The organism is Streptomyces sp. NPDC048255, assembly GCF_040652415.1.
In the GTDB taxonomy this organism is placed as follows: Bacteria; Actinomycetota; Actinomycetes; order Streptomycetales; family Streptomycetaceae; genus Streptomyces.
The window spans coordinates 1-26085 of the sequence record NZ_JBEZMA010000060.1 but is presented as its reverse complement, the minus strand read 5'-3'; the positions used below and the strand labels follow the sequence as shown (position 1 = coordinate 26085).

14 protein-coding genes are annotated in these 26085 nt (G+C 75.1%); 12 read left to right on the top strand and 2 right to left on the bottom strand.

Features of this window, described 5'->3' with window-relative positions; all coding sequences use genetic code 11:
- The first annotated feature begins 6 nt into the window (after positions 1-6).
- The 11 genes from AB0D94_RS31425 (at position 7) to AB0D94_RS31375 (ending at position 22540) form a co-directional block, all read left to right on the top strand.
- Complete coding sequence (locus AB0D94_RS31425) at positions 7-5328, top strand: condensation domain-containing protein (RefSeq protein WP_362058872.1); 5322 nt, start codon at positions 7-9, stop codon at positions 5326-5328.
- Between the two features lie 146 nt (positions 5329-5474).
- The gene (locus AB0D94_RS31420) at positions 5475-12578 is read left to right on the top strand and encodes an amino acid adenylation domain-containing protein (protein ID WP_362058869.1); all 7104 of its coding nucleotides are present in this window, start codon (positions 5475-5477) and stop codon (positions 12576-12578) included.
- On the top strand, positions 12575-12781 hold the full coding sequence (locus AB0D94_RS31415; RefSeq protein ID WP_362058866.1) for an MbtH family protein: 207 nt from the start codon (positions 12575-12577) through the stop codon (positions 12779-12781). The genes AB0D94_RS31420 and AB0D94_RS31415 overlap by 4 nt, the downstream gene beginning before the upstream one ends.
- 141 nt (positions 12782-12922) lie before the next feature.
- Positions 12923-13351, top strand: a complete 429-nt coding sequence (locus tag AB0D94_RS31410) for a cobalamin-dependent protein (RefSeq protein WP_362058862.1) — start codon at positions 12923-12925, stop codon at positions 13349-13351.
- Positions 13348-14667, top strand: coding sequence for a methylaspartate mutase (locus AB0D94_RS31405; protein ID WP_362058859.1), 1320 nt, complete (start codon positions 13348-13350; stop codon positions 14665-14667). Before AB0D94_RS31410 ends, AB0D94_RS31405 begins: the two co-directional genes overlap by 4 nt.
- A 68-nt stretch (positions 14668-14735) precedes the next feature.
- Positions 14736-15719 carry an asparagine synthetase A gene (locus AB0D94_RS31400; RefSeq protein ID WP_362058856.1) on the top strand — a complete coding sequence of 328 codons (984 nt, stop codon included), beginning with the start codon at positions 14736-14738 and terminating at the stop codon, positions 15717-15719.
- Positions 15716-17071 carry a glutamate synthase-related protein gene (locus AB0D94_RS31395; protein WP_362058853.1) on the top strand — a complete coding sequence of 452 codons (1356 nt, stop codon included), beginning with the start codon at positions 15716-15718 and terminating at the stop codon, positions 17069-17071. Before AB0D94_RS31400 ends, AB0D94_RS31395 begins: the two co-directional genes overlap by 4 nt.
- Before the next feature lie 620 nt (positions 17072-17691).
- Positions 17692-17940 carry a hypothetical protein gene (locus AB0D94_RS31390; RefSeq protein ID WP_362058850.1) on the top strand — a complete coding sequence of 83 codons (249 nt, stop codon included), beginning with the start codon at positions 17692-17694 and terminating at the stop codon, positions 17938-17940.
- 183 nt (positions 17941-18123) lie between these two features.
- On the top strand, positions 18124-19407 hold the full coding sequence (locus tag AB0D94_RS31385; RefSeq protein ID WP_362058847.1) for an MFS transporter: 1284 nt from the start codon (positions 18124-18126) through the stop codon (positions 19405-19407).
- A gap of 10 nt (positions 19408-19417) precedes the next feature.
- Positions 19418-20173: a 4'-phosphopantetheinyl transferase superfamily protein gene (locus AB0D94_RS31380; protein ID WP_362058843.1), complete on the top strand. Its 756-nt coding sequence runs from the start codon at positions 19418-19420 to the stop codon at positions 20171-20173.
- Positions 20174-20236: 63 nt separating this feature from the next.
- Complete coding sequence (locus tag AB0D94_RS31375) at positions 20237-22540, top strand: immune inhibitor A domain-containing protein (protein ID WP_362058840.1); 2304 nt, start codon at positions 20237-20239, stop codon at positions 22538-22540.
- Positions 22541-22599: 59 nt separating this feature from the next.
- Here the strand turns inward: AB0D94_RS31375 and tsaD are convergent, their stop codons facing one another.
- Both tsaD and AB0D94_RS31365 read right to left on the bottom strand, forming a co-directional pair.
- The gene (tsaD, locus tag AB0D94_RS31370; RefSeq protein ID WP_362058836.1) at positions 22600-23682 is read right to left on the bottom strand and encodes a tRNA (adenosine(37)-N6)-threonylcarbamoyltransferase complex transferase subunit TsaD; all 1083 of its coding nucleotides are present in this window, start codon (positions 23680-23682) and stop codon (positions 22600-22602) included.
- 85 nt (positions 23683-23767) lie between these two features.
- Positions 23768-24835 (bottom strand): phosphatidylinositol-specific phospholipase C domain-containing protein, encoded by a 1068-nt coding sequence (locus AB0D94_RS31365; RefSeq protein WP_362058833.1) that lies wholly within the window; start codon positions 24833-24835, stop codon positions 23768-23770.
- 188 nt (positions 24836-25023) lie between these two features.
- Here AB0D94_RS31365 and AB0D94_RS31360 point away from each other — a divergent pair, with 188 nt between their 5' ends.
- On the top strand, positions 25024-25965 hold the full coding sequence (locus tag AB0D94_RS31360; RefSeq protein WP_362058830.1) for a serine protease: 942 nt from the start codon (positions 25024-25026) through the stop codon (positions 25963-25965).
- The last annotated feature ends 120 nt before the right edge of the window (positions 25966-26085 follow it).

Genomic DNA, 26085 nt, shown 5'->3' with positions numbered 1-26085 from the left:
ATCACCGTGATCCCGTTGTCGTTCGCCCAGCGCCGGCTGTGGTTCCTGAGCCGTCTGCAGGGCCCGTCCGCCGCCTACAACGCCCCCGTCGTCCTGCACCTCGACGCGGAGCCCGACGCCGCCGCGCTCGGTGCGGCGCTGGCGGACGTGGTGGAGCGGCACGAGGTGCTGCGCACCGTGCTGAAGGCCGGCGCCGACGGGGAGCCGTACCAGCACGTCCTGGACGTGTCCGCCGCTCCGCGGCTCGGCACCGCCCCGTGCACGCCGGGCGAAGTCGACGCGGCCATCGGCGCGTTCGTCCGCCGGGCGATCGACATCACCGTCGAACCGCCGCTGCGCGCCCGGCTGCTGCGGCCCGGCGACGGGACCTCCGTCCTGGTCCTGCTGATCCACCACGTGGCCACCGACGGCTGGTCCGTCGGTCCCCTGCTGCGCGACCTGGCACGGGCCTACGAGGCCCGGCTGGCGGGCGGGGCACCGGGGTGGGCCCCGCTGCCCGTGCAGTACACGGACTACAGCCTGTGGCAGCACGAGCTGCTCGGCGATCCCGCCGATCCCGACAGCCTGGCCCGGGAGCAGCTGGAGCACTGGCGGGCCGCCCTGGCCGGGGCTCCGGCGGTGATCCCGCTGCCGGCCGACCGGCCGCGCCCGGCGGAGCCCTCGGGGCGCGGGGCCACGGTGAGCGCCCGGCTGGACGCGGCGGCGCACGGCGGCCTGCTCGCGCTGGCCCGCACCCACCGGGCGAGCCTGACGATGGTGGCCCGAGCGGCGCTGGCGGCGGCCCTGTCCGCCGTCGGGGCGGGCGAGGACGTGGTGCTCGGCGCGCCGGTCGCCGGACGCCCCGACGAGGACCTGTACGAGCTCGTCGGCTTCTTCGTCAACTCCCTTGCCCTGCGTACCGACCTGTCGGGAGATCCGGCCGTCGGGGAGCTGCTGCGGCGGGTCCGGGAGGCGGACCTGGCGGCCTACGAGCACGCGGAGCTCCCCTTCGACCTGCTCGTGGAGCACCTCAGCCCGGAACGGGCGCTCGGCCACCACCCGTTCTTCCAGGTGATGCTGACCGTGGACGCGGGGAGCGATGCGACCGGACCGGTGTCGCTGGGCGGCGGCGTCGGCGGGCGGCTCGGCGAAGTCGACCTGGACTCCGCGAAGTTCGACCTGACCTGGTACTGCGCGCAGCGGCACGCGGCGGACGGGCGGCCGGACGGCATGGAGATCGCGCTCCAGTACGCGGTGGACCTCTTCGACGAGGAGACGGCCCGACTGCTGCTGGAGGTGTACGTACGCGCTCTCGCGGCCTTCGCGCAGGACCCCGCGCGGCGGATCGGGGAACTGGCCCTGCTGACCGCCGAGGAGGAGAAGGCGCTGGCCGGGCGTCGGCAGCGGCTCGAAGCCGCCACCGCGCGGCAACCGGCGGCTGCCGGGCCCGTGCGGCGGGACGTCCTGTCGCCGCGGGAGGAGATCCTGTGCGGGCTGTTCGCGGAGGTGCTGGGCCGCGAGGCCGTGGGCGCCGACGCCAACTTCTTCCGCAGCGGCGGCCATTCGCTGCTCGCCAGCAAACTCGTCAACCGGATCCGGGGGTCCCTCGGCCTGGAGCTGGGCATCCGGGACCTGTTCCTGGCGCCCACCCCGGCCGCCCTGCACCGGCGCCTGAGCGAACTCGGCGGCGCGGCCACGGCCCGGCCCGCACTGGTGGCCGTACCTCCCGCCGCCCGGCCGGAGCGGATCCCGCTGTCCGCCGCGCAGCGGGCGCTGTGGCTGGTGGGCCGCATCGACGGGCCGTCGGCCGCGTACAACGCGCCGCTGGTGCTGCGCCTGGACGAGGTCCCCGACCGGGCGGCGCTGGCGGCGGCGCTGGCCGACCTCCTGGAGCGGCACGAGGTGCTGCGGACGGTGTACGGGGCCGAGGGCGGGGAGCCGTACCAGCGGGTCGTACCGGTGCCCGGGGAACTGCTGGAGGTGGCCGGGTGCGCCCCGGCCGCGCTGGAGGCCCGGATCGCGGGCCTGGGGCGGGAGACCTTCGACCTGGCCGCGCAGCCACCGTTCCGGGCCCGGCTGCTGCTGCCGGGCGACGGCACCTCGGTGCTGGTCCTGCTGATCCACCACATCGCCACGGACGGCTGGTCGCTGGCGCCGCTGCTGCGCGACCTCGGCGAGGCGTACGCGGCCCGGTGCGCGGGCCGGGCTCCGCGCCGGCGGGCGCTGCCGGTGCAGTACGCCGACTACGCCCTGTGGCAGCGCGAGCTGCTGGCCGACCCGGCCGGGCTGCTCGACCACTGGAAGTCGGCGCTGGAGGGGATGCCGGCCAGGACGGCGCTGCCCTTCGACCGGCCGCGTCCCGCCGAGCCCTCGGGCCGGGCCGGCGCGCACCGCGCGCGGCTCGGCGCGGGGGCGCACCGGGCGCTGGTGGCGCTGGCCCGCACCCGGCGGGCCAGTTTCTTCATGGTGGCCCGGTCCGCGCTGGCGGCGGCCCTGTCGGCGACCGGCGCGGGGACGGACCTGGCGATCGGGACGCCCGTGGCGGGCCGCCCGGACCAGGACCTGCACGAGCTCGTCGGCTGCTTCGTCAACTCCCTGGTGCTGCGCACCGATCTGTCGGGCGATCCGGCCGTCGGGGAGCTGGTCGACCGGGTCCGGGACGCGGACCTGGCCGCCTTCGACCACCAGGACCTCCCCTTCGGCCTGCTGGTGGAGCGGCTCGCGGAGCCCGGGCGGGCCCTGGGCGAGCACCCCTTCTTCCAGGTGATGCTGACCGTGCAGGAAGCCGCACAGGAGACCTGGCAGGAGGCCGGCCAGGAACGGTTCCGCCTCGGCGGCATCGCGGGCCGGGCCGGGAGCACGGACCTGGGCGCCGCCAAGTTCGACCTCGCTTTCCACTGCGTGGAACGCCGGGCCGAGGACGGCGCCCCGGCCGGGCTGGACGTGCACGTGCAGTACGCGGCGGACCTGTTCGACGCGGACACGGCCCGGCTGCTGCTGGAGGTGTACGTGCGGGCGCTGGAGGCGTTCGCGGCCTCCCCGGACGCCCGGCTCGGCGGGCTGGCACTGGTCCGCGCCGAGGAGGAGGGCCTCCTGGCGCTCAAGCGGGCCGCTCTCGACGAGGCGGCGGAGCAGGAGCGGGAGCGGGCGGCGGAGCGGGAACGCGCCGCCGGCGGGGGCCGGGCGGCGGGGACCGCGGCCCCGGTGTCCCTCTCCCCGCGGGAGGAGATCCTCTGCGGGCTGTTCGCCGAGCTGCTGGGCCGCGAGAGCGTGCCCGCCGACGCCAACTTCTTCCGCAGCGGCGGCCATTCGCTGCTCGCCAGCAAGCTCGTCAACCGGATCCGGGCCGTACTGGGCGTCGAGGCGGGCATCCGCGACCTGTTCCTGGCACCCACCCCGGCCGCCCTGCACCGGCGTCTGACCGAACTCGGCGGCGCGGCCACGGCCCGGCCCGCACTGGTGGCCGTACCGCCGCGGGCGCGGCCGGAGCGGATCCCGCTGTCCGCCGCGCAGCGGGCGCTGTGGTTCGTGGACCAGTTGGAGGGGCCGTCCCCCGCGTACAACATCGCGCTGGTGCGGCGGCTGGAGCGGCCGCTGGACCCGGCCGCGCTGGCCGCGGCGCTCGCGGACGTGGCCGAGCGGCACGAGGTGCTGCGGACGGTGTACGGGGCCGAGGGCGGGGAGCCGTACCAGCGGGTGCTCTCCGGGGCCCGGCCGCAGCTGGAACTCGCCCGGCCCGCGGACGTGGCTGCGGCCGTGGACGAGGCCGCGGGGCACGTCTTCGACCTGGCCCGGGACCTGCCCTTCCGGGCCTGGCTGTTCCTGCCGGACGGCGAGGGCCCGCAGACCTTGGTGGTCCTCGTCCACCACATCGCGGCGGACGGCTGGTCCACGGGCCCGCTGCTCGCGGACCTGGCGGCGGCGTACGGGGCGCGGCTCGCGGGGCGGGAGCCGGGGTGGTCGCCGCTGTCCGTGCAGTACGCCGACCACACCCTGTGGCAACGGGAGCTGCTCGCCGACTCGGACGCCGAACTCGACCACTGGCAGCAGGCGTTGGCGGGACTGGCGCCGCTGACCGACCTTCCGACGGACCTGCACCGGCCCGCGGAGCCCTCGGGGCGGGGCGCGGTCACCGGCTTCGCGGTGGACGCCGCCACCCGCCGTCGGCTGACCCGTGTCGCGCACGCGCACGGGGCCACCCTCTTCATGGTGGTCCAGGCGGCCCTGGCCGCCGCCCTGACCCGGCTGGGCGCGGGCACCGACCTGGCGCTGGGCACCACGGTCGCGGGCCGCTCCGACGACGCACTGTCCCCACTGGTCGGCTTCTTCGTCAACACCCTGGTGCTGCGTACGGACACGGCCGGCGACCCGGCCTTCGGGGAGTTGCTCGACCGGGTACGGGAGGCGGACCTGGCCGCGTACGCGCACCAGGACCTCCCCTTCGACCGGCTCGTGGAACACCTCAACCCGCACCGCTCCTCCGCCCACCACCCGCTGGTCCAGGTGATGCTCCAGGTCAACCCGGAGCCGCCGGCCGCCGACCGGGACTGGCCGCTGGCCGGTACGGAGCTCCCGTACGGGTCGCGGACCGCCAAGTCGGACCTGACCTTCGCCCTGAGCGAGGTGCCGGGCGGCGGACTGACCGGGGTGCTGGAGTACGCCACGGACCTGTACGGGCCCGCGGGCGCCGAGCGGCTGGCCGCGCTGCTGGTGGCGGCCCTGGAGCTGTTCTCGGCCGACCCGGCGCGCCGCCTCTCGGAGCTGCCCGCGCCGGCCGACACCAGGCCCGGGCGGCCGCTGGTCGGCGGCTACCGGATCGACCTGGCGCACGTCTCGGCGGTGCTGGCCTCGCATCCGGCGGTGGTCCGGGCGCGGGCGCAGGTCTCCGAGGGCCGGCTGACCGCGCACGCGGAGGGCTCGGTCACGGAGGCGGAGCTGCAGGCCTGGGCCGCCGAACGCCTGCCGGAGTACGCCGTCCCCTCGGCGGTACGCCTCCCCCAGGCGGCCCCGGCGGCCCCCGCGGCCACGACGGCCGGGGAGGACCGGGAGAACCGGGAGGACGGTCTGGCGGCAACCGTGCTGCGGCTGTTCGCGGAGGTCCTGGACAGCGGCGGGCTCGGCCCGGACGACAACTTCTTCAAGTCCGGGGGCCATTCACTGCTGGCGGTGCGCCTGGTCAACCGGGTCCGGGCGGAACTGGGCCGCGAGCTCACCCTCCGCGAGGTCTTCCGTCACCCGACCCCGGCCAAACTGGCGGCCCTGCTCATGTCCGCCCCCACCGCCCCGGCCCCGGCCCCCGCCCCCGCCCTCCGGCGCCGCACCCACGCGGGCACGCGCGTACGCCCGTAGGAGACGCGACGGGGCGGCAGTCGGCGGCGGCAGGACGGCGGCCGGGAGCTGCCGGGGCGACTGCCCGCCGGGGGCGCGGAGCGTACTTAGCGTGGGGGCCACGGAGTCCGCTCCGCACCCCCGTCCCCTCGCCTGGAGGCCCCGCGATGCCCTCGACCGCCCCCACCGCCGCCGCCGTCCTGGACGGCGGCCCGGCGATCAGCCCGGCGCCGCGCGTGCTCGACCGGTTCGACGCCCAGGTCGCCGCGGGCGCCGAGCGGATCGCGCTGGTGCACGGAGAGCGCCGGATGACCTACGGGCAGCTGGCCCTCGCGGTGGCCCTGCGCGCCGACGAGCTGGCGCGGGAGGGGGCCGGGCCCGGGCGGCTGGTCGCGGTCAGCAGGCCGCGCGGGACCGACGCCGTCGTGGGCCTGCTCGCCGCCCTGCGGACCGGCGCCGCCTACCTGCCGCTGGACCCCGCGGCGCCGCCCGCCCGGAACGCCTCGATCCTCGCCGACTGCACCGGGTCGGAAGTCGCCCCCGCCGAGGGGGAGTCCGTGCTCCCCGGGGGCGGGGTTCCCGAGGACGCCGCCTACGTCATCTACACCTCCGGTTCCACCGGCACGCCGAACGGGGTCGTCGTCGGACACGGGGCCCTGGCCCAGTTCGTCACCGGTGCGGGCGAGCGGTACGGGATCACCGCCGAGGACCGGGTGCTCCAGTTCGCGCCGCTGCACTTCGACGCCAGCGTCGAGGAGATCTTCCTGAGCCTCGGCTCCGGCGCCCGGCTCGTGCTGCGCGACGAGGAGATGCTGGACGTGCCGGGGCTGCTGGCCGGGTGCGAGGAGCACGGCATCACCGTGCTGGACCTGCCCACCGCCTACTGGCACGAGCTGGCGCACGCCCTCGCCGCCGGGATCGCCACCCTCCCGCCCACCCTCCGCACGGTGGTCATCGGCGGGGAGGCCGCGCTGCCCGAGCGGGTGGCGCAGTGGTGCCGGGCCGTGGACGGCGAGCGGGTGCGCCTGCTCAACACGTACGGTCCCACCGAGGCGACCGTCGTGGCCACGGTGGCCGACCTCTCCGGGTACGAGGGCGGGCCGGTGCCCATCGGGGAGCCCCTGCCGGGCGTCCGGGCCGCTGTGGTCGACGGGGAACTGTGGCTGCTGGGCGGGGCGTTGGCGCACGGCTACCTGGGCCGGCCCGAGCTGACCGGGCGCCGCTTCGCCGCCCTGGGCGGGGAGCGCGCGTACCGCACCGGCGACCTGGTGACCGTACGGCCGGACGGGCAGCTCGGCTTCCAGGGGCGGGCCGACGACGAGGTGAAGATCAACGGGCACCGGGTGGACCCCGCCTCCGTGGAGTCGGTGCTGACCTCGCACCCCTGGGTGCGCGAGGCGGCCGTCGTGCCCAGGGAGAGCCCGGACGGCGGCAAGCGGCTGGTCGCCTTCGTGTTCGCCGACGAGGGGGTGTCCACCGGGGAACTCCGGGAGCTGCTGCGGGCGGAGCTGCCCGCGGCGGCCGTACCCGGCACGCTGACGCTGATGGCGGGCCCGCTGCCCCGGACCTCCTCGGGGAAGATCGACCGGAAGTCCCTGCGGGACGCCTCCGGTCAGAGCGCGCAGGACGCCCACGCCGCCTACGCCGTCTTCGCCGGGCCGGTGCTGCCCGCCGAGGACCGGGTTCCGCTGTCCTTCGCTCAGCGGCGGCTGTGGTTCCTGGCCGGGCTGGAGGGGCCGTCGGCCACCTACAACCTGCCGGTGGTGGTGCGGCTGGACGAGGTGCCCGACACGGCCGCCCTGGAGGCCGCGCTCGCCGACGTGGTGGAGCGGCACGAGGTGCTGCGGACCGTGTACCCGGCCGTGGACTCCGAGCCGTACCAGCACGTCCTCGAAGCGCCGCCCGTACCGCTGGAGGTACAGGAGTGCGCGTCGCGGGAGGTGGCGGCCCTGGTGGCCGCCTTCACCGGAGCCGCCTTCGACCTCGCCACCCAACTGCCCGTCCGCGCCCGGCTCTTCCTGCCCGGGGACGGCTCCGCCACCCTCGCCCTGCTGACCCACCACATCGCCACCGACGGCTGGTCCGTCACCCCCCTGCTCCGCGACCTCGGGGAGGCGTACGCGGCCCGGCTGGCTGGCGGCGCACCCGGGTGGGAGCCGCTGCCGGTGCAGTACGCCGACTACACGCTGTGGCAGCAGGAGCTCCTCGCCGATCCGTCGGGTCTGCTCGCCCACTGGCGGACAGCCCTCGACGGGATGCCGGCCGTGCTCGACCTGCCGGCCGACCGGCCGCGGCCCGCGGAGCCGACCGGCGAGGGCGCGACGCTCGTCGCCCGACTCGGCGAGGACGTCCACCGCAGGCTCGGCGCCCTCGGCGCGGAGCGCGGCGCGAGCCTGCTGATGGTGCTCCAGCCCGCGCTGGCCCTGGCGCTGGCCGCCGTCGGCACCGGCTCAGACGTGGCGATCGGCACCCCGGTCGCGGGGCGCGGGGACGAGGCCCTGGACGCCCTGGTCGGCATCTTCGTCAACACCCTGGTCCTGCGCACCGATGTCTCCGGCGACGCGCCCTACGCGGAGCTGGTGGACCGGGCCCGCGACACGGACCTCGCCGCCTACGCCCACCAGGAACTCCCCTTCGACCTGCTGGTGGAGCACCTGGCCCCCGAACGCGCCCTCGCCGTCAACCCGTTCTTCCAGGTGATGCTGACCGCGCAGGAGCAGGGAGAGTCCTCCTTCTCGCTGGGCGGCGGCGCACTGACCGGCCGGTTCACGGAACCGGGCCTGGAGGCCGCCAAGTTCGACCTCAGCGTCTCCTGCGTGGAGCTCCCCGGCGGCGGGCTGGAGGTGTGGTGGCAGTACGCGGTGGACCTGTTCGACGCGGACACCGCGCGGCTGCTGCTGGACCTGTTCGTCCGGGCGCTGGACCGCGCGGCGGCCGATCCGTACGCGCCCTGCGGTGAACTGCCGCTGCTCACCGAGGAGGAGGGCCACGAGGTGGCGCGGCTGCGGGCCGGGCTCGCGACGGCCCGGGAAGAGCAGCGCCAGGCCCGGCAGGCCGCCGCGGCTGCCGCGCCCGCCGGGCACTCCCCGGCCCAGGAGGAGCTGTGCCGGCTGTTCGCGGAGGTGATCGGGCTCGACCGGGTGGAGCCGCACGAGAACTTCTTCTCGGTCGGCGGGCACTCGATGACGGGGGTGCGGCTCGTCAACCGGATCCGGGCCGTGCTCGGCGTCGAGGCGCGGATCCGGGACCTGTTCCTGGCCCCGACCCCCGCCGAACTGGCGCTGCGGCTGGTCCGGGACAGCGCCCCGGCCGGGCGGCCCGCGCTGGTCCGCGTACCGCAGGAGGCGCGGCCGGAGCGGATCCCGCTGTCGTACGCGCAGCGCAGGCTGTGGTTCGTGGACCAGCTGGAGGGGCCGAGCCGTTCCTACACCATCCCCTTCGCGCTGCGGCTGAAGCGGCCGCTGGACCCGGCCGTGCTGGCCGAGGCCCTGGCGGACGTGGCCGGCCGGCACGAGGTGCTGCGGACGGTGTACCCGGCGGTGGACGGGCAGCCGTACCAGCGCGTCGTGGAGGCGGCGCGGCCGGTACTGGAGCGGGTCACCGCGGCCCCGGACGGGCTGGAGGCGGCGATCGACGCGGCCGCCGGGCACGTCTTCGACCTCGCGGACGAACTGCCGCTGCGGGCCTCGCTGATCGACACCACCGACGGGGGCGGCGGCGAGGTACAGGTATTGGTGCTGCTCGTGCACCACATCGCCGCCGACGGCTGGTCCACCGGACCGCTGATCCGCGATCTGGCGGCCGCCTACGAGGCCCGGCTGGCGGGATCGGCGCCCGCCCGGCAACCGCTGCCGGTGCAGTACACCGACTACACCCTGTGGGAGCGCGAGGTCCTGGAGGGGGAGGCGGCCGCCGCGCACATCGCCTACTGGAAGGACTCCCTGGCGGACGCGCCGCCCGCGCTGGAGCTGACCGGCGCCCGTACCCGGCCCGCCGAGGCCTCGCACCGCGGCGACACGACCCCGCTGGAGCTGGACGCCGCCACGCACGCCCGCCTGGAGGCGCTGGCGCTGGAGCACGGGGCCACCCTGTTCATGGTGGTCCAGGCCGCGTTCGCCGCCGCCCTCACCCGGCACGGCGCGGGCACCGACCTGCCGCTCGGCACGGTGGTCGCGGGCCGCGACGACGAGGCCCTCGACGACCTGGTCGGCTTCTTCGTCAACACCCTCGTGCTGCGCTGCGACACCTCCGGCGACCCGCTCTTCACCGAGCTGCTCGGCCGGGTCCGGGACACCGACCTCGCCGCCTACGCCCACCAGGACCTCCCCTTCGACCTGGTCGTCGAACAGCTGAACCCGGTGCGCTCCACCGCCCACCATCCCCTGGTCCAGGCGGTCGTCCAGGTCGAGCCGGCCGAGCCGCCGGCCCCGGCGGACGGGGCCCTGGCCGGCACCCCGCTCGGTGCGGCCTCCGGGTTCACCAAGTTCGACCTGACCGTGTCCCTGCGCGAGGCGCGCGGTGCGGACGGGACCCCGGGCGGGCTGGCCGGCGTACTCGAATACGCGACGGACCTGTACGACGGGGCGACGGCGGCGGTGCTCGCCGGGCATCTGGCGCGCATCCTGCGGGCGGTGGCCGAGGACCCGCACCGGCGGATCGGTGACCTGCCGCTGCTCTCGCCCGAGGACGAGGACCGGCTGGTCACGCGGTACAACGACACGGCGGTGCCGCAGGCCGCCTGCGGGCTGGTGCACGAGCGGTTCACGGCGCAGGCCCGCCGCACCCCGCACCGGACCGCGCTGTCGTACGGGGAGGAGACCCTCAGCTACGCCGCGCTGGACGCCCGGGCCAACGCCCTCGCGCACCGGCTGATCGAGGCCGGGGTGGGCCGGGGCGGTGCGGTGGGGCTGCTGCTGGACCGCAGCCCGCACCTGCTGGTGGCCGCGCTGGCGGTGCTCAAGTGCGGGGCCGCGTACGTACCGCTGGACCCGCGGCTGCCGGACGCCCGGGTGGCCGTGGTCATGGCGGACGTGGGCGCCCGGGTCCTGCTCACGCAGGAGGCGCACGCCGGCTCGGCGCCCGTGCGCCGCCAGCTCGACGCAGGCGCCCGGGTGCTGTCCGTGGACACGCCCGTGGCGGGCTACCCGGGGACCGATCCCGGCGTGGCCGTCGGCGAGGACGAGCTGATGTACGTCATGTTCACCTCCGGCTCGACCGGCCGTCCCAAGGGCGTCGGGGTCACCCACCGCAACGTGGTGGAGCTCGTCACCGACCGCTGCTGGGACCTGACCAACCACCGCCGGATGCTGGTCCATTCGGCGATCGGCTTCGACGCCTCCACCTACGAGCTGTGGGTGCCGCTGCTGAACGGCGGACAGCTGGTCATCGCCCCGGGCGACGGCACGGACGTCGCCGAACTCGACCACACCATCCGCACCTACGACGTCACCGCCGCCTACTTCACCATGGGCCTGTTCCACATCATGGCTGACGAGGGCCTGGACACCCTCAAACTCCTCGACGAGGTGTGGACCGGCGGCGACGTGGCCTCGCCGAGCGCCCTCCAGCGGGTCCTGGACCACTGCCCCGACACGGTGCTCGTGCACTCGTACGGCCCCACCGAGACCACCTTCGCCTCGCACCAGCAGCGCTTCCCGCTCGACCGGCGGGTCGTCCAGGGCGTCTACCTGGGCGCGGCCCTCGACAACACGCGCGTCCACGTCCTGGACGAGCGGCTGCGCCCGGTCCCGGCCGGGGTCGCCGGCGAGATGTACATCGCCGGTACGCAGGTGGCCCGCGGCTACCTCGGCCGGCCCGGGCTGACGGCGGAGCGGTTCGTCGCCGACCCGTTCGGCGCGGACGGCGGCCGGATGTACCGCACCGGCGACCTGGTGCACTGGACCCCGGCGGGTGACCTGCGGTTCCTGGGGCGGGCCGACGGGCAGATCAAGCTCCGCGGCTTCCGCATCGAGCCCGGCGAGATCGAGGAGACCCTCGCCCGCCATCCGGGCGTGGGCCAGGCCGCCGTGGTGGTCTTCGAGGACCGCCCGGGCGGCAAGCGGCTCGTGGCGTACGCCGTCCCGCGCGCCGGCCACACCCTCGACGAGGCCGCGCTGCTGCGGTGGGCGGCGGACGAACTCCCCGAGCACATGGTGCCCTCGGCCCTCGTCCTGCTCGACGGCATCCCCCTGACCGTCAACGGCAAACCCGACCGGGCGGCGCTGCCCGCGCCCGCCCCGGCCGTACGGGCGGCGGGGCGCCCGGCGCGCACCCCGCGCGAGGAGGTCCTGTGCGGCCTGTTCGCCGAGGTCCTGGGGGTGGAGGGGGTCGGCATCGACGACAACTTCTTCGCGCTGGGCGGGCATTCGCTGCTCGGGGTGCGCCTGGTGAGCCGGATGCGGACCGTCCTGGGGCTGGAGCGCGGCGTACGGGACCTGTTCCGCACCCCGACGGTGGCGGGGCTGCTGGGCGACGAGCCCAGCGGCTTCGACCCGATGGGGGTGCTGCTCCCCCTCAACACCCGGGGCGCGCGGCAGCCGTTGTTCTGCATCCACCCCGGCACCGGCGTGGGCTGGCCGTACGCCGGGCTCGCCCAGCACCTCGGGCCGGACCAGCCGCTGTACGCGATCCAGGCGCGGGCCCTGAGCGAGCTCGGCCACTCCCCGGAGACGGTCGAGGAGATGGTGGCGGACTACCTGCCGCTGATCCGCGAGGTCCAGCCGCACGGCCCGTACCGCTTCCTCGGCTGGTCCTTCGGCGGCACGGTCGCGCACGCCCTGGCCGTCCGGCTGGCCGAACTCGGCGAACGCACCGACCTGCTGGCGATGATGGACGTCCACCTGCTGCCGACGGAGCCTGAGCGGCGCCGGATGACCCCCGCGCAGAAGCGGGACATGCTGGTCGGGGACGCCTCCGAGGCACCGGAGGACGCGCCCTTCGACGTGGACGCGCTCATCGGGCTGGTCCGGCTGAAGGACCCCGTCCTCGGGGCCTTCTCGGACGAGGAGATCCGGTCCGTCATCGGCGCCTCCATCAACCACGCCGAAATCATGAACCTGTACGCCCCGCGCCCCGTCGCCACCGACATGGTGTTCCTGGCGGCCATCGAGGACGGGGAGACGGAGAACACACTCGCGCAGCACTGGATTCCCTATGTCGAGGGCCGCGTGGAGAACCATGTCATCGGGGTCCCGCACACCAGAATGGGTGAGCCGGAACCCCTCGCACTGATCGGCCGCATCCTTTCCGAGAAATTGAGGAGTCTGTCATGACCAATCCTTTCGACGACACCGAGGGCACCTTCCACGTCGTGGTGAACGAGGAGGGACAGCACGCCCTGTGGCCCGTGTTCGCCGCTGTTCCCGCAGGCTGGGACGTGGTGTGGGGGGCCGGCAGCCGGGCGGACGCGCTGGCCTACGTGGAGCAGAACTGGACGGACATCCGCCCCAAGAGCCTCATCGCCCAGTACGCCTGAATTCCCGCTGCACCACCTTGGAGCCGTGCCCCGCAACCGCGGGGCACGGCTTCTCCATTTCGCGGTCCGGGCCCGCCGAATTCCTCCATACTGCCGCCCGAACTTCCCCTCGGCGGCTTCGGCGTTTTCTATATTCACCGTATGCGACGACGGAATGTGAACATCCTGCTCACCGGCACGGAATCGGATTCCCACACCTGGAATCTCGTCTACCTCCAGCTCCTGCTGGAGGAGCTCGGGCACCGGGTCCACAACCTGGGCCCCTGTGTGACGGACGAGCTGCTGACCGCCGCCTGTGCGGCGGACGAGCCCGGTCTCGTGCTCATCAGCAGTGTCAACGGGCACGGCTACCGGGACGGGCTGAACGCGGTCCGCGCCCTGCGCCGGGCGGGCTTCACCGGCCCCGTCGTCATCGGCGGCAAGCTGGGCGTCGCGGGCGCGGCCGACCCGGAGCAGCGCGGCCGCCTCCTCGACGCCGGCTGCGACGCCGTCTTCGACGACGGGGACGTGAACTCCTTCCGCACCTACCTGGGTTCGCTCCCCGCGGCCGACGCGCGGGCCGTCGCATGACCACCACCGCGCTCCGCGCGCGGGCCGCCGACGCGGCGCGGGACGGCGCCGTCCCCACCGCCCCCTCGTTCGGCGGTTTCGTCGCCCGGGCGGCGGCGGCCGGGCAGCTCGTCGTCCAGCCCCGCATGGGCTTCAGCGACCCGCGCCGGATGCGGGCGGGGCTGGAGCGCACCAAGTCCGCCGTCGCCACCACCGTCGGCACCCTCACCATCGACAGCTACACGCGGGTCGGCGCCCTCGCCGCCGCCCGCGCCGCCCTCGACGAGGGCACCCCGCTCAACGGCTACCCGATCGCCACCCACCCCGCCGCCCGCACCCGGCGCCTGCTCGACGGGGTCCTGGACGCCGGTTTCCCCGTACAGGTCCGGCACGGCTCCTCCCGGCCGGAGGCGATCGTCCGGGCGCTCACCACCGCCGGGCTGGACGCCACCGAAGGGGGACCGGTCTCGTACTGCCTGCCCTACGGCCGCACCCCGCTCGCCGAGTCCGTCGACAACTGGGCCCGCTGCTGCGAGCTGCTGGCAGCGCTGGCCCCGCCGCCCCGGGTGCCGCACCTGGAGAGCTTCGGGGGCTGCATGCTCGGCCAGCTCTGCCCGCCCGGGCTGCTGGTCGCGCTCAGTCTGCTGGAGGGGATGTTCTTCGCGCAGCACGGCATCCGCAGCGTCTCCCTCAGCTACGCCCAGCAGACCGACCCGGCGCAGGACACCGAGGCGGTACGGGCGCTGCGGCGGCTGGCCGGGGAGTTCCTGCCGGCCGCGGTGGACCGGCACGTCGTCCTCTACACGTACATGGGGGTCTTCCCGTACACCGCGCGCGGGGCGACCCGGCTGCTGGAGGCCTCGGCGCGGCTGGCGGTGGGCGCCGGGGCGCAGCGGCTGATCGTGAAGACGGCCGCGGAGGCGCACCGGATCCCGACCGTACTGGAGAACGTACGGGCCCTGGAGACGGCCGCGGCCACCGCCGCGCTGGCCGAGCGGCTCCCCGAACCGCCGGACCCGGCCGACAGCGAGGTGTACCGGGAGGCCCGGGCCTTCGTGGAGGCCGTACTGGACCTCGGGGACGACCTCGGGCGGGCCCTGCGCACCGCCTTCGCGCGGGGGGTGCTGGACGTCCCGTACTGCCTGCACCCGGACAACGCCGGCCGCTCCCGCAGCTTCGTGGACCCGGGCGGACGGCTGCGCTGGTCGGAGGTCGGCGCGATGCCGGTGACCGCGCACCTCGCCGCGGGCGTGCGGCGGCCGATGACCTCCGACGGGCTGCTCGCGGCCGTGCACGGGGTGGCCCGGCGCTACGACGGCCCGGGGGCCGACGCGTGAGCGGGTACGGCCCCGGCCCCGGCCCTGCACAGAGCTTTGACCACACGACGACACCGACAGGAGCCGACATGGAGATACAGACCCCTCCCCCACTGGGCACCCACCTGCGCTCGCCGCAGCTGCGGTCCGCGATGCTGGTGCAGCAGGAAGTCCTGTACGGCGCACGGGAGTTCCTGCGCGGCAAGGGCTTCGTGGAACTGCTGCCGCCGCTGGTCGGGCCGGTCACGGACCCGGGTGGGCGCGGCGCGAAGGCGCTGGACGTCGACTACTACGGGCAGCCGTACAAGCTGATGACGAGCGCCATCCTCTACAAGCAGGCCTCGCTGAAGGGCTTTCCGCGGCTCTTCTACATCGCGCCGAACGTCCGCGTCGAACCGCCGGAGACGGCTGCCACGGGCCGGCACCTGGTGGAGTTCCACCAGATCGACGTGGAGCTGGCGGGCGGGACCCGGCAGGACGTCCAGGAGATCGCCGCCGGACTGCTGACGCACGTGGTGGAACACGTGTGGACGGCGGTGCCGGAGGTCCTGCGCGAACTGGGCCGGGACGAGCTGGACTTCGCGGAGCTGCGGTCCGGGAAGTTCGACGCCTGCACCCACGAGGAGGCGGTGGCCCGCCTGCTGGGGCGGGGCCACCCGCAGAGCCCGGACGCCGAGATCGACTGGGCGGGCGAGGAGGCGCTCTCCCTGGAGTCCGGCCGGCCGTTCTTCATCAACGACTACCCCAAGGGCTCGCGCGGGTTCTACGACCGCGAGGATCCCGAACGCCCGGGCGTGCTGCGCAACTTCGACCTGATCGCGCACGGCGGCTACGGGGAACTGGTCAGCGGCAGCGAGCGCGAGTCCGACTACGCGACGATCGTCACCCGGATGCGGGAGAGCGGGGAGAACCCCGCCAAGTACGCCTGGTACCTGGACCTCGCCCGCGAGGGCATCGAGCCCAGCGCCGGCTTCGGCATGGGCCTGCAGCGCCTCGTCCGGTTCCTGACCGGGCTGGACGCGCTGTGGCAGGTCAGCGCGTACCCGAAGCTGCCGGGGGTGATCGCGCCGTGAGCGGGCTGCGGGCGGCGGGATTCCCGGAACGGGCCGTACGGGCCCGGGCGCGGGCGGGGACGGCCGAGGTGTTCCCGGCGGCCGACACCTACGGGACCGAGCTGTACGGCGCGGGGGCGCCCGGGGCGGGGCGGGAGGGGCCTGACGGCCCGGCCGGCCTCGGCAGGCTGGACGGGCTGGACGGGCTGAACGGGCCGGACGGGCCGGACGGGCTGGACGGGCTGCGGGTCGCCCCGCCCGTGTTCATGCCGCGCCGCCTGGAGAAGCTGATCGAGCTGGGCCGCGAGCCCTCGTACGAGGACGTGGACCTGCGCACCACGGTGGGCGGATTCCCGGCCGAACTCCCGCTCTACCTCTCGGCGTTCGGATCCACCCGGGCGGGCAGCGGCGACCTCGGCGTGGCCGCCGGGCGGCAGGCGGCGCGGCTCGGCATCCCGATGGTGATCGGCGAGAACATGGTGCCGGTGCACGGCTACCGGCGCGGCGACGGCGACCACGACGGCACCCGTTCGGCGCTCCTGGCGCGGGTGGCGGCGTACGCGGAGACCGTCGCGGACGGGGTCGGCGGCGTCGTGGTGCAGCAGTCCACCGAGGACGCCGACTCGGAGGTGTGGAACCTGCTCTACAGCGACCCCGGCACCCGCCCCCTGCGGGACTCCGGGCGGCTCGGCTTCGAGCTGAAGGTGGGACAGGGCGCCAAGCCCGGACTCGGCGGGATGACGGTGGTGGGCGCGGCCGAAGCCGAGCGGCTCGCCGGGCAGTTCACCGTACGGGACCTACTGGGCGACCCCGGCCGGCGGCTGCGGTGCGCGACGCCCGGCACCTTCACCGAGGAGATCGTGCGGCAGCAGCTGCGGTTCATGCGGAACAACTTCCCGCTGGCCCGGACCTGGGTGAAGTTCCACCCCGGGCGGGACATCGCGCACGCCGCCGCGACGGCCTGGGCGGCGGGCGCCGACGCCGTCACCGTGGACGGCGCGGAGGGCGGCACCGGCTGGGCCCCGCGGGTCTTCCTGGACCAGGTGGGACTCCCGCTCGGGGAGTGCCTGCGCCGGATCGGCCGCCCGGGCGGGGACCTCCTCGCCGCGGGCCGGATCTGGGAGGGCGGGCGGGCCGTACGGGCCCTGGCCCTCGGCGCCACGGCGGTGGGCCTGGGGCGGGCCGCGCTGCTCGCCGTGGACGAGGATCCGCGGGCCGGGCTGGTCCGGCTGGTGGAGGCCCTGGCGCTGGAGACCAGGCTGCTGGTCAGCGCGCTGGGCAAGTACCGCACGGCGGACCTGGATCCCGAGGACGTGTGGTCCCCGGACACTCCGGCGGGCTCACCCGCCCTCCCGGTCGGCGGGCACTCGTGACACCCCGCGAGCCCCGCCCCGACGGGCCCGGCCTGCCCGGTTCCCCGGAGCCGGGCCGGAGGGTGCGGCCCGGACCGGGGCCGAGGCAAGGACCGAGGCCGGGGCCGAAGCCGGGGCAAGGCCCGGGGCCAGGCCCGGAGCCGGGGCAAAGGCCGGAGCATGGGCAAAGGCCAGGGCCAGGGCCGGGGCCGGGGCATGGGCCGGGGCATGGGCCGGGGCCGGGGCTAGGGCAAGGACCAGGACCGGGGCCGAGGCAAGGACCGAGGCCGGGGCAAGGCCCGGGGCAAGGCCCGGGGCCAGGCCCGGAGCCGGGGCAAAGGCCGGGGCATGGGCAAAGGCCAGGGCCGGGGCCAGGGCCGGGGCCGGGGCCAGGGCCAGGGCCAGGGCCGGGGCCAGGGCCGGGGCCGGGGCCGGGGCCGGGGCCGGGGCCGGGGCCGGGGCCGAGGCAAGGACCGAGGCCGGGGCAAGGGCCGGGGCATGGGCCGGGGCGTGGGCCGGGGCCGGGGCATGGGCCGGGGCCGGGGCTGCGGCTCAGGCCCGCGCCGCGACCGGGACCGCCGCCCGGGCAGGGCGGGCGGGACCGTGGCCCCGGCCGCCGCCCGGGCCCCGGTTCCCGCCCGGTGCGGGCGCGGTTCCGGCTCGCCGAGGCCCCGGGCGTCACCGTGACCCCGGCGCGCGGTACCGGCCCCGCCTCGGCCGCCGCGCACCGGACCCTCGTACAGGCCGGGCTCGGCCACCTCGGCGGGCACCTCCGCCTGGACGCGTACGGCCCGGCGCCCCGGAGCCGGGACCTCGTACGCGCCGCCCGGCGGGCGGTGGCCGCCGCGCTGGCGGCCCGGCCCCGCCCGGGCGACGCGTACGGGGGCTGAGGCACGGGCACCCCGCCCGCCCCCTCCTCCTGACCCGCCCCCCTTCGCTCCCTCCCCTGCGCTCCCTGCCCTCCCTTCGCTTCCTCCTCTGCGCTCCCTTCCTTCCCCTTCGCTCCCTCCTCTTCGCTGACTCCCCTTGCCGCGCTTCCCTCCCCTCCCCGACTCACAGAGACCAGGTGCCTCATGGACACCCCCCAGCCATCCGCCGCCACCGAACCCCTCGCACCGGCACCGGAACAGGTCCAGTGGGGCCGCGTCAGTTCCCTCGTCGGAGGCCAGGCCGCCGTCCAGCTCGGCAGCTTCGCGCTGCTCATCGCCATGAACTGGACCGCCGTCCAGCTCGGCGGCACCGGCGCGGTGACCCTCCTGATGCTCGCCGCCACGGTGCCCCGCGCCCTGATGCTGATCTTCGGCGGGGCGGTGGCCGACACCCTCGGGCCGCGCTTCGTCCTGTTGCGCACCACCGCCGCCCGGGTCGTCCTGCTCGCCGGCGGGGCCGTGGTCACGGCCACCACCCAGCAGCTCTGGCCGCTGGTGGTGATCGCGCTGGTCGAGGGGATCCTGCTCGGTCTGGCCGGCCCGGCCTCCGGGGTCCTGCTCCCGATGTTCGCCCGCGGCGACCAGCTGGCCCGCGCCAACTCCCTGTACGCGATGGTGCTCCGCGTCGCGCCCATCCTCGGCGCCCCCGCCGGAGCCTTCCTGATCACCGTCGGGGAGCTGTGGCTGGCCATGCTGGTCGGGGCGGTCACCGGTGCGATCTGGCTCGGCTGCCTGCTCCACGTCACGCACGGCTTCGTCCGGCCGAAGCCCGAGCCGGGGGTCTCGCTGGTCAAGCGGTCCGGTGACGGCTTCCGCCTGCTGGCCGGGCACCCCCGGCTGCGCTGGATGTTCGTGGCCGCCCTGTGCCTGGACATGGCCTTCAGCTGGCCCGCCGAGGTCGCGCTGCCGCTGCTGGTCTCCGAACGCGGCTGGGGGGTCAGCGCGGTGGGCGTGGTGCTGGCCGCGTTCAGCGTGGGCGCGCTCGGCTCCAGCGCGGTGGGCGCGGCGATGGCCCACCGGATCCCCATGTTCGTACGGCTCGTGGTGACCGGGGCGGGCCTGGCCGCCGGCATCCTGGTGATGGCCCTGATGCCCTCCGTGGTCTCCCTCACCGCCGTCGCCGCCGGGGTCGGCCTGCTGTCCGGGCTCAACGGGCCGGCCATCGTCACCCTGTACCAGCAGTCGGCGCCCGAGGACCGGATGGGCGCGGCCATGTCCACGCTCGCCCTCGCGGGCATCGGCACCGCGCCGGTCTCCATCGCCGTCTTCAGTTCGCTGTCCCTGGCCCTCGGCATTCAGACCACCTGGCTGCTGTGCGGCGCCATCGCCTTCGTCTCCCCGCTGGCGGCCGTCATGGCGCTGCGCCATCCCGCGAAGGCGCAGGAGCAGGCGTCGCCGGCGGAGCTGCCCGTACCGGCAAGCGTGTGAGGAGGCCCCGATGACGCTCACCACCACACCAGCCACGGCCGCCCGACCGCTCCTTCTCCCGGAACGGCTGTCGGAGCGGGGGCCGGCCGGTGCCGTACTGGTGGCCGCGAGCCCGCAGCTGTGGCTCGTGGACACCACCGACTACCGGGCGCACGCGGCGCGGCACGCCCCGGGCACCCTGGACGCCCAAGAGCTGGCCCGGGCCGCCGAGTTCGTCCGGGCGGCCGACCGTGACGCGTACGTCTGCGCGCACGTGGCGCTGCGCCGGCTGCTGGGCGCGTACCTGGGTACGTCACCGCGCGAGGTGATCGTGGAGCGGGCTCCTTGCGCGCACTGCGAGGAGCCGCACGGGCGGCCCGTCCTGCCGGGCGGCGCGCTGCACTTCTCCCTGTCGCACTGCACCGGGATCAGCCTGCTGGCGTTCGCGACGGCCCCGGTCGGGGTGGACGTGGAGGAGATCGTGCTGCCGCAGACCATCGCGGAGACGGCCGATGTGCTGCATCCGCGTGAGGCGGCCGAGCTGGCGCTGCTGCCGGCCGGTGAGCGGCCCGTCGCCTTCACCCGGGTGTGGACGCGCAAGGAGGCGTACCTGAAGGGGCTCGGGGTCGGGCTCTCGGAGGATCCGGCGGCGGATTACGTGGGTTCGGGCCCGGCGCCGGCCCGGCTGCCGGGGTGGACCCTGACGGACGTACGGGTTCCGGACGGTCATTGCGGGGCGGTCGCGCTCCAGGAGACGCGACCTCTATCCATCACCTGTCACATGTGAAATATTACCTGCGCTTCGACCCAACTCACCGGAAGGTCGCCCACGTTGCGCAGACTCGCTGCGGTGGGAGCGGCGATATCCCTCGCCCTCCTCACCGCCCCCGCGTTCGCCTCCACCGCCCCGCCCCCTGCCCCGCCGCCGTCCTCCCCCGCGGCCGGTCAGTACGCCGAGCACGCCGCCGCCCCGCCGCCCGCCCCTCTGGAGCTCCAGCGCCAGGCCCTGCGCCGACAGGCGCTCGAAAGCGTCGCGGCGGGCGGCCGGGAAGGCCTGCGGGCCGAGGCGGACGGCACCCTCCCCCGGCAGGCCAAGGTCGGCAAGCGGTACGTCGAACTCGCCCAGGAGCGCAAGGACAAGGTCTTCGTGATCCTCGCCGAGTTCGGCGACCAGGTGGACACCACCACCGAGTTCGAGGGCAAGCCGCGCTTCGGCGGCGCCCCCGGCCCCCGCCACAACACGATCGGCAAGCCCGCCCGCGACGACAACCACACCCTGTGGCGCAAGGACTTCGACCGGGCCTACTACGAGCGGCAGTTCTTCTCCACCGCACCCGAATCGGCCTCCCTGCGCGCCTACTACCGGCTCCAGTCCTCGGGCCGCTACGACATGGACGGCACCGTCTCCGACTGGGTCAAGCTGCCCTGGAACGAGGCGCGTTACGGCACCGACAACTGCTCCGAGCCCGGCCAGTGCCGCACCAACTGGGACATGATCCGGGACGCCACCGACGCCTGGTACCGGGCCGAGCGCGCGAAGGGCCGTACCCCGGAGCAGATCAAGGCGCAGCTCGCCGAGTACGACGTGTGGGACCGCTACGACGCCGACCACGACGGGAACTTCGACGAGCCGGACGGCTACCTCGACCACCTCGTCGTCGTCCACGCGGGCAAGGACCAGACCTGGGGCGGCGGCGCGCAGGGCAAGGACGCCGTCTGGGCCCACCGCTGGTTCGCCTACTGGAACCAGGCCGGCAGCGCGGGCCCCGAGGGGAACAAGGCGGGCGGCACCCCGGTCGGCGACAGCGGCATCTGGGCCGGTGACTACCTGACCGGCGGCGAGAACAGCGGCGCGGGACTGTTCGCCCACGAGTTCGGCCACGACCTGGGACTGCCGGACCTGTACAGCTCGGACGGGGACAACAGCGTCAACTTCTGGTCCCTGATGTCCTCGGCCTCCTACCTCGGCAAGGGGGCGAACAGCACGGGCGAGTTCCCCGGGGACCTCGACCCCTGGAGCAAGCTCCAGCTGGGCTGGCTGGAGTACACGGAGGCCGACGCGGGGCGCAGGACGCGCGCGGTGCTCGGCGTGTCCGGCTACAACACCGAGGATCCGCAAGCCCTGCTGGTGCACCTGCCGCCCTCGGTGACGCGCACCGAGCTGACCGACCCGTACGAGGGCGCCAGCCAGTGGTGGAGCGGCACCGGCGACTTCATGGACAACACCCTGACCCGGACGGTGGAGCTGCCGCCCGGGAGCGCCCGGCTGGACGCCCGCGTCTGGTACGACACCGAGCAGGACTTCGACTTCCTGACGGTGGAGGCCTCCACCGACGGCGGGACCGCCTGGGAGGCGCTGCCCGGCACCGTGGACGGCGCGCCCGTCCCGGCCAAGGGGATCTCCGGTGCCTCGGCCGGGTGGAGCGAACTGGCCGTCGGGCTGGACCGGTTCGCGGGCCGGAGCGTCCAGCTGCGGCTGCGCGTCACCTCGGACAGCAACACCCACGGCCGCGGCGCCGCCTTCGACGACCTGCGGATCACGGCAGGCGACGGCAGCCAGTTGCTACGCGACGGGGCCGAACAGGGCGCCAACGGCTGGACGGCCGTCAAGTGGTCCCGTACGGAGGGCCGTACGGGCACCGCGGAGCACCCGCGGGCCTACTTCGTCGAGAACCGGCGCCACACCGGTTACGGCAGCCTGCTGCGGACGGGGCCGTACCACTTCGGTTTCACGGGCGACAAGGTGGAGTTCTTCCCCTACCAGCAGGGCGTGCTGATCTGGCTGTGGGACACCGCGTACAGCGACAACACCACCAAGGCGCACCCGGGCGGCGGCCTGCTGCTGCCCGTCGACGCCCGTCCGGATCCGCTGCGACACGCGGACGGGACGCTGCTCGGCGCCCGCGTCCAGACCTTCGACGCGCCCTTCTCCCTGAGGGCGAGCGAGCGGATCGTCCTGCACAAGGCGGGGGCCCCGGTGGTGGTCCCGGCGCGGCCGGGCGTTGCGGTCTTCGACGACCGGAAGCACTCCTACTGGAACGCGGAGCTGCCCCAGCTCGGGGTGAAGGTCCCGGACACCGGGACCCGGATCCAGGTGGTGAAGGAGGCCTCGGGCGGCGCGCTGGCCACGGTCCAGGTCAGCCCGTCACCCTGACCGGCGCGGCACCCTGATCCGCTCGACACCCCGATGGGCGCGGCAGCCTGATCTGCGCGTCAGCCCGACAGTGCGACGCCGGCCGCCCTGGGGGTGAGCGCTGCGTACTCCAGCGGTGCGGACGGGTCGATCGTCACGTCCAGGGGCGCCGGCTCGGCGCCCGCGTGGACCAGCAGGTCGCCGATGGCCGCGATCATGGCGCCGTTGTCGGTGCACAGGGTCATCGGCGGCACCCGCAGTGCGATCCCGGCCGAGGCGCACCGCCGCTCGGCCAGGGTCCGCACCCTGGAGTTGGCCGCCACGCCGCCGACCACCACCAGCGTCCGCACGCCGTGGGCGGTGCACGCCGCGACCGCCTTGCGGGTCAGTACGTCGGCCACCGCCTCCTGGAGCGCGGCCGCGCCGTCGGCGACCGGCGGCTCCTGCCCGCGCAGCCGGTACCCCTCGGCCCAGCGGGCGGCGGCCGTCTTCAGCCCCGAGAAGGAGAAGGAGTAGGCGTGCGGGTCGTCGGCGCCCCGCCCGCCGGCCAGCGGGCGGGGGAAGGAGACGGCCTTCGGGTCGCCGTCCCGGGCGGCCCGGTCGATGGCGGGCCCTCCGGGGTACGGCAGGCCGAGCACCCGGGCGACCTTGTCGAAGCACTCCCCCGCCGCGTCGTCCAGGGTGTCCCCGAGGTGCAGGATCGGCTCGCGTACGAGGTCCCGTACGAGCAGCAGCGAGGTGTGGCCGCCGGAGACGATCAGCACCATGCAGGGTTCGGGCAGCGGCCCGTGCTCCAGGGTGTCGGCGGCGACGTGGCCGGCCAGGTGGTGGACCCCGTACAGGGGCAGGCCGAGGGAGTAGGCGAGGGTCTTGGCTCCGGCCAGGCCGACCTGGAGGGCGCCGGCGAGGCCGGGGCCGGTGGTGACGGCGACCGCGTCGAGCTGGGAGGGGCGCAGCCCGGCCTGGTCGAGGGCCTGGCGGACGACCGGGTTGAAGGCCTGGAGGTGGGCGCGGGCCGCGATCTCCGGGACCACTCCGCCGAAGCGGGCGTGCTCGTCCATGCTCGACGCGACGACGTGCGCGAGGAGTTTTCCGTCGCGGACGATGCCCGCGCCGGTCTCGTCGCAGGAAGACTCGATCCCGAGAACCACCGGAGACCCCACCACAGCACCCTCAACCCTTATTGCGACCTTTTCGCAATAAGGGTACCGGGGTCGTACGGCGCGTCCTGACGGCCTGTCGACGGCACTAGCCGCGCGGCACCACGGTGGCGAGGACCTGGGGGAGCGGGTACCAGTCGGCCGAGACGATGGAGGCGTGGCGTCCGGCGAGCAGCGCGAGGCGGTCGCGGGCCTGGACCTCGGTCGGCCGGGTGGAGTCGATGGCGGGGGCGACGTTGTGGGCGTCGGTGGCGATCAGCAGGTAGTGGTTGCGGTCGTACCAGCCCGTGTCGACGGAGCCTGAGGCGTAGGCGCTCGCATCCCCGTCGAAGACCACGAACCAGGGGCGGAGCGAGGCGTCGGCGTACCGCCCGCGCGGGTCGCCGGCTTCCGCCCGGTGCACGGCGGGGAAGGCGGCGGCCTGGCCGAGCCTGCCCTGGGCGGCGAGGGAGCGCAGGTGGGTGGCGTACTCGCGGTCGGTCCACAGGGTGTCGGAGGAATTGCCCTCCTCCAGGGTGCCGGGGATCAGCTCCACGAGGAACTTCCCGGCCATGTCCGCCCGGCTGGGCCAGGCGCCGGCCCGCGCGGCGGTGTCGAGGTCGGGGTGGCCGGCGGCCAGCTGGCCGGGCCGGTAGACGGCGTCACCGAGCTTCGCGGTCAGCAGCGCGTCGAGTTCGGCGGGCCCGCGCCCGAGGTTGGCGGCGAAGCCGTCCTTGAGTTCCAGCTTGAGGACGACGGGCCGGTGGCCGGGGTGGGCGTCGTGCCAGCTGCGGATGTCGGAGAGGCAGCCCGCGAGGTTCTGGTTGCGGGACTTGGTGCGCAGTTGGGCGGCGCCGGCGGCGTTCTCGCAGTTGTTGTCGTTGCCGAAGGGGTTGTTGTGGGAGACCCGCCACGAGCTGCCGAAGAAATTGGTCCACACGTCGAGTTCGAGCATGGCCGCGCCGGAGTCGAGCGCGTCCGCGAAGTACGGGTACTTGGCCTTCTCGTAGGCGTTGTGCACGCCGACTCCGGTCGATCCGGCGAACGGGAGACCGGCCGGAGCCCCCGTGGCGGCGCCCGCCGGTGCCGTGCCCAGCGCGAGGGCGAGGGCGAGGGCGGTCAGCCCCGCGGCCACCGCGCCCGCCATCCGGTTCCGCATCCGGTTCCGCAGTGTCATTCGTCCGGCTCCCGTCGATCCAGCGCAGCTCAAGTCGCCTGGAGAGTAAGGGGGTTGAGTGACGCGGGGAAGGCCGGCGGATGACAGGCGGACGGCTGTGAGAACAGACACGTTCCCCCAGCGCAACCCATGCCGCCGCTCGCCCATCGAACGAGGAGTCGGATGCGTCAGCGGGGTGGGAGTACCACATGTTCAGCAAGGTTCGCGGGAGGACCGTACGGGTCACCCTGCTCGTCGGCGTCCTCGGCGCGCTGCTCTTCGCGGGCATCCGCTTCGCCTGGGAGCTGCACGGCATCACCGCCCACCTCGCCGACGGGGATCCCGCGCAGGGCACCTACCAGCAGGACCCGGAGCGCGCCGACCGGACGGCGTCGGCCGTGCTCGACGGGCTGGTCCGGGAGGACCCGGAACCGCCCACCGACGACCAGGCCTTCGGCGGCGACGCCCCGGTGGACTGGCGGACCGCCGGATGGCAGCCCTCCGAACCGCTGGAGGCCCGGACCGCGACCGCCGAGCCCTCGATCGGCGCCCTGTTCTCCCCCGGCACCGACGGCGACGGCGACCACCACTGCTCGGCCGGCGTGGTCCACTCCCCCGCCGGCGATCTCATCGTCACCGCCGCCCACTGCGTGTACCAGGGCGGCTTCCGCACCAACCTCGCCTTCGCCCCCGGCTACCGCGACGGAGTCGCACCGTACGGGGTCTGGGTGCCCACCCGCATCGACGTGGACCCCCGCTGGGCCGAAAACCAGGACCCCGACCACGACGTGGCCTTCCTCCGGTTGCGCCGGCCCGGCCATCCCGGTCAGCGGCTGGAGGACGTCACCGGCTCCCTGACGATCCGCTTCCGGACCGAACTCCCGGCGCCCGCCCGCCTCGTGGGCTACCCCAACTCCGACGAGCTGCCGCTGGAGTGCCGGACCACCGCCCGCGCGGCCGGACCGACGCAGCTGCGCCTGGACTGCGCGGACGTACCCAACGGCACCAGCGGCGGCCCGGTGCTGACCGACGGCCACATCCTGATCGGGGTGATCGGCGGCCGCGACGGGGGAGGCGACGACGAGACCTCGTACAGCGTCCACTTCGGCGACCCGATCCGCACCCTGTACGAACGCGCCGCCCAGGGCTAGGGCGTGTCCATGTACCGGCCACAGCACTAGGGGGTGTCCGGTGGATCAGGGTCGGAGAGCCCGGGTCGGCTGGTGCCGTGGATTGCAAGGCGGAGGAGGGAGTCGACGCGGAGCGTCGGC

Excerpts from the sequence above, each read along its gene's own strand:
- AB0D94_RS31360 (WP_362058830.1), top strand. The coding sequence starts at position 25,024 with ATGTTCAGCAAGGTTCGCGGGAGGACCGTACGGGTCACCCTGCTCGTC.
- AB0D94_RS31380 (WP_362058843.1), top strand. The coding sequence starts at position 19,418 with ATGACGCTCACCACCACACCAGCCACGGCCGCCCGACCGCTCCTTCTC.
- AB0D94_RS31385 (WP_362058847.1), top strand. The coding sequence starts at position 18,124 with ATGGACACCCCCCAGCCATCCGCCGCCACCGAACCCCTCGCACCGGCA.
- AB0D94_RS31415 (WP_362058866.1), top strand. The coding sequence starts at position 12,575 with ATGACCAATCCTTTCGACGACACCGAGGGCACCTTCCACGTCGTGGTG.
- AB0D94_RS31400 (WP_362058856.1), top strand. The coding sequence starts at position 14,736 with ATGGAGATACAGACCCCTCCCCCACTGGGCACCCACCTGCGCTCGCCG.
- AB0D94_RS31410 (WP_362058862.1), top strand. The coding sequence starts at position 12,923 with ATGCGACGACGGAATGTGAACATCCTGCTCACCGGCACGGAATCGGAT.
- AB0D94_RS31420 (WP_362058869.1), top strand. The coding sequence starts at position 5,475 with ATGCCCTCGACCGCCCCCACCGCCGCCGCCGTCCTGGACGGCGGCCCG.
- AB0D94_RS31365 (WP_362058833.1), bottom strand. The coding sequence starts at position 24,835 with ATGACACTGCGGAACCGGATGCGGAACCGGATGGCGGGCGCGGTGGCC.
- AB0D94_RS31405 (WP_362058859.1), top strand. The coding sequence starts at position 13,348 with ATGACCACCACCGCGCTCCGCGCGCGGGCCGCCGACGCGGCGCGGGAC.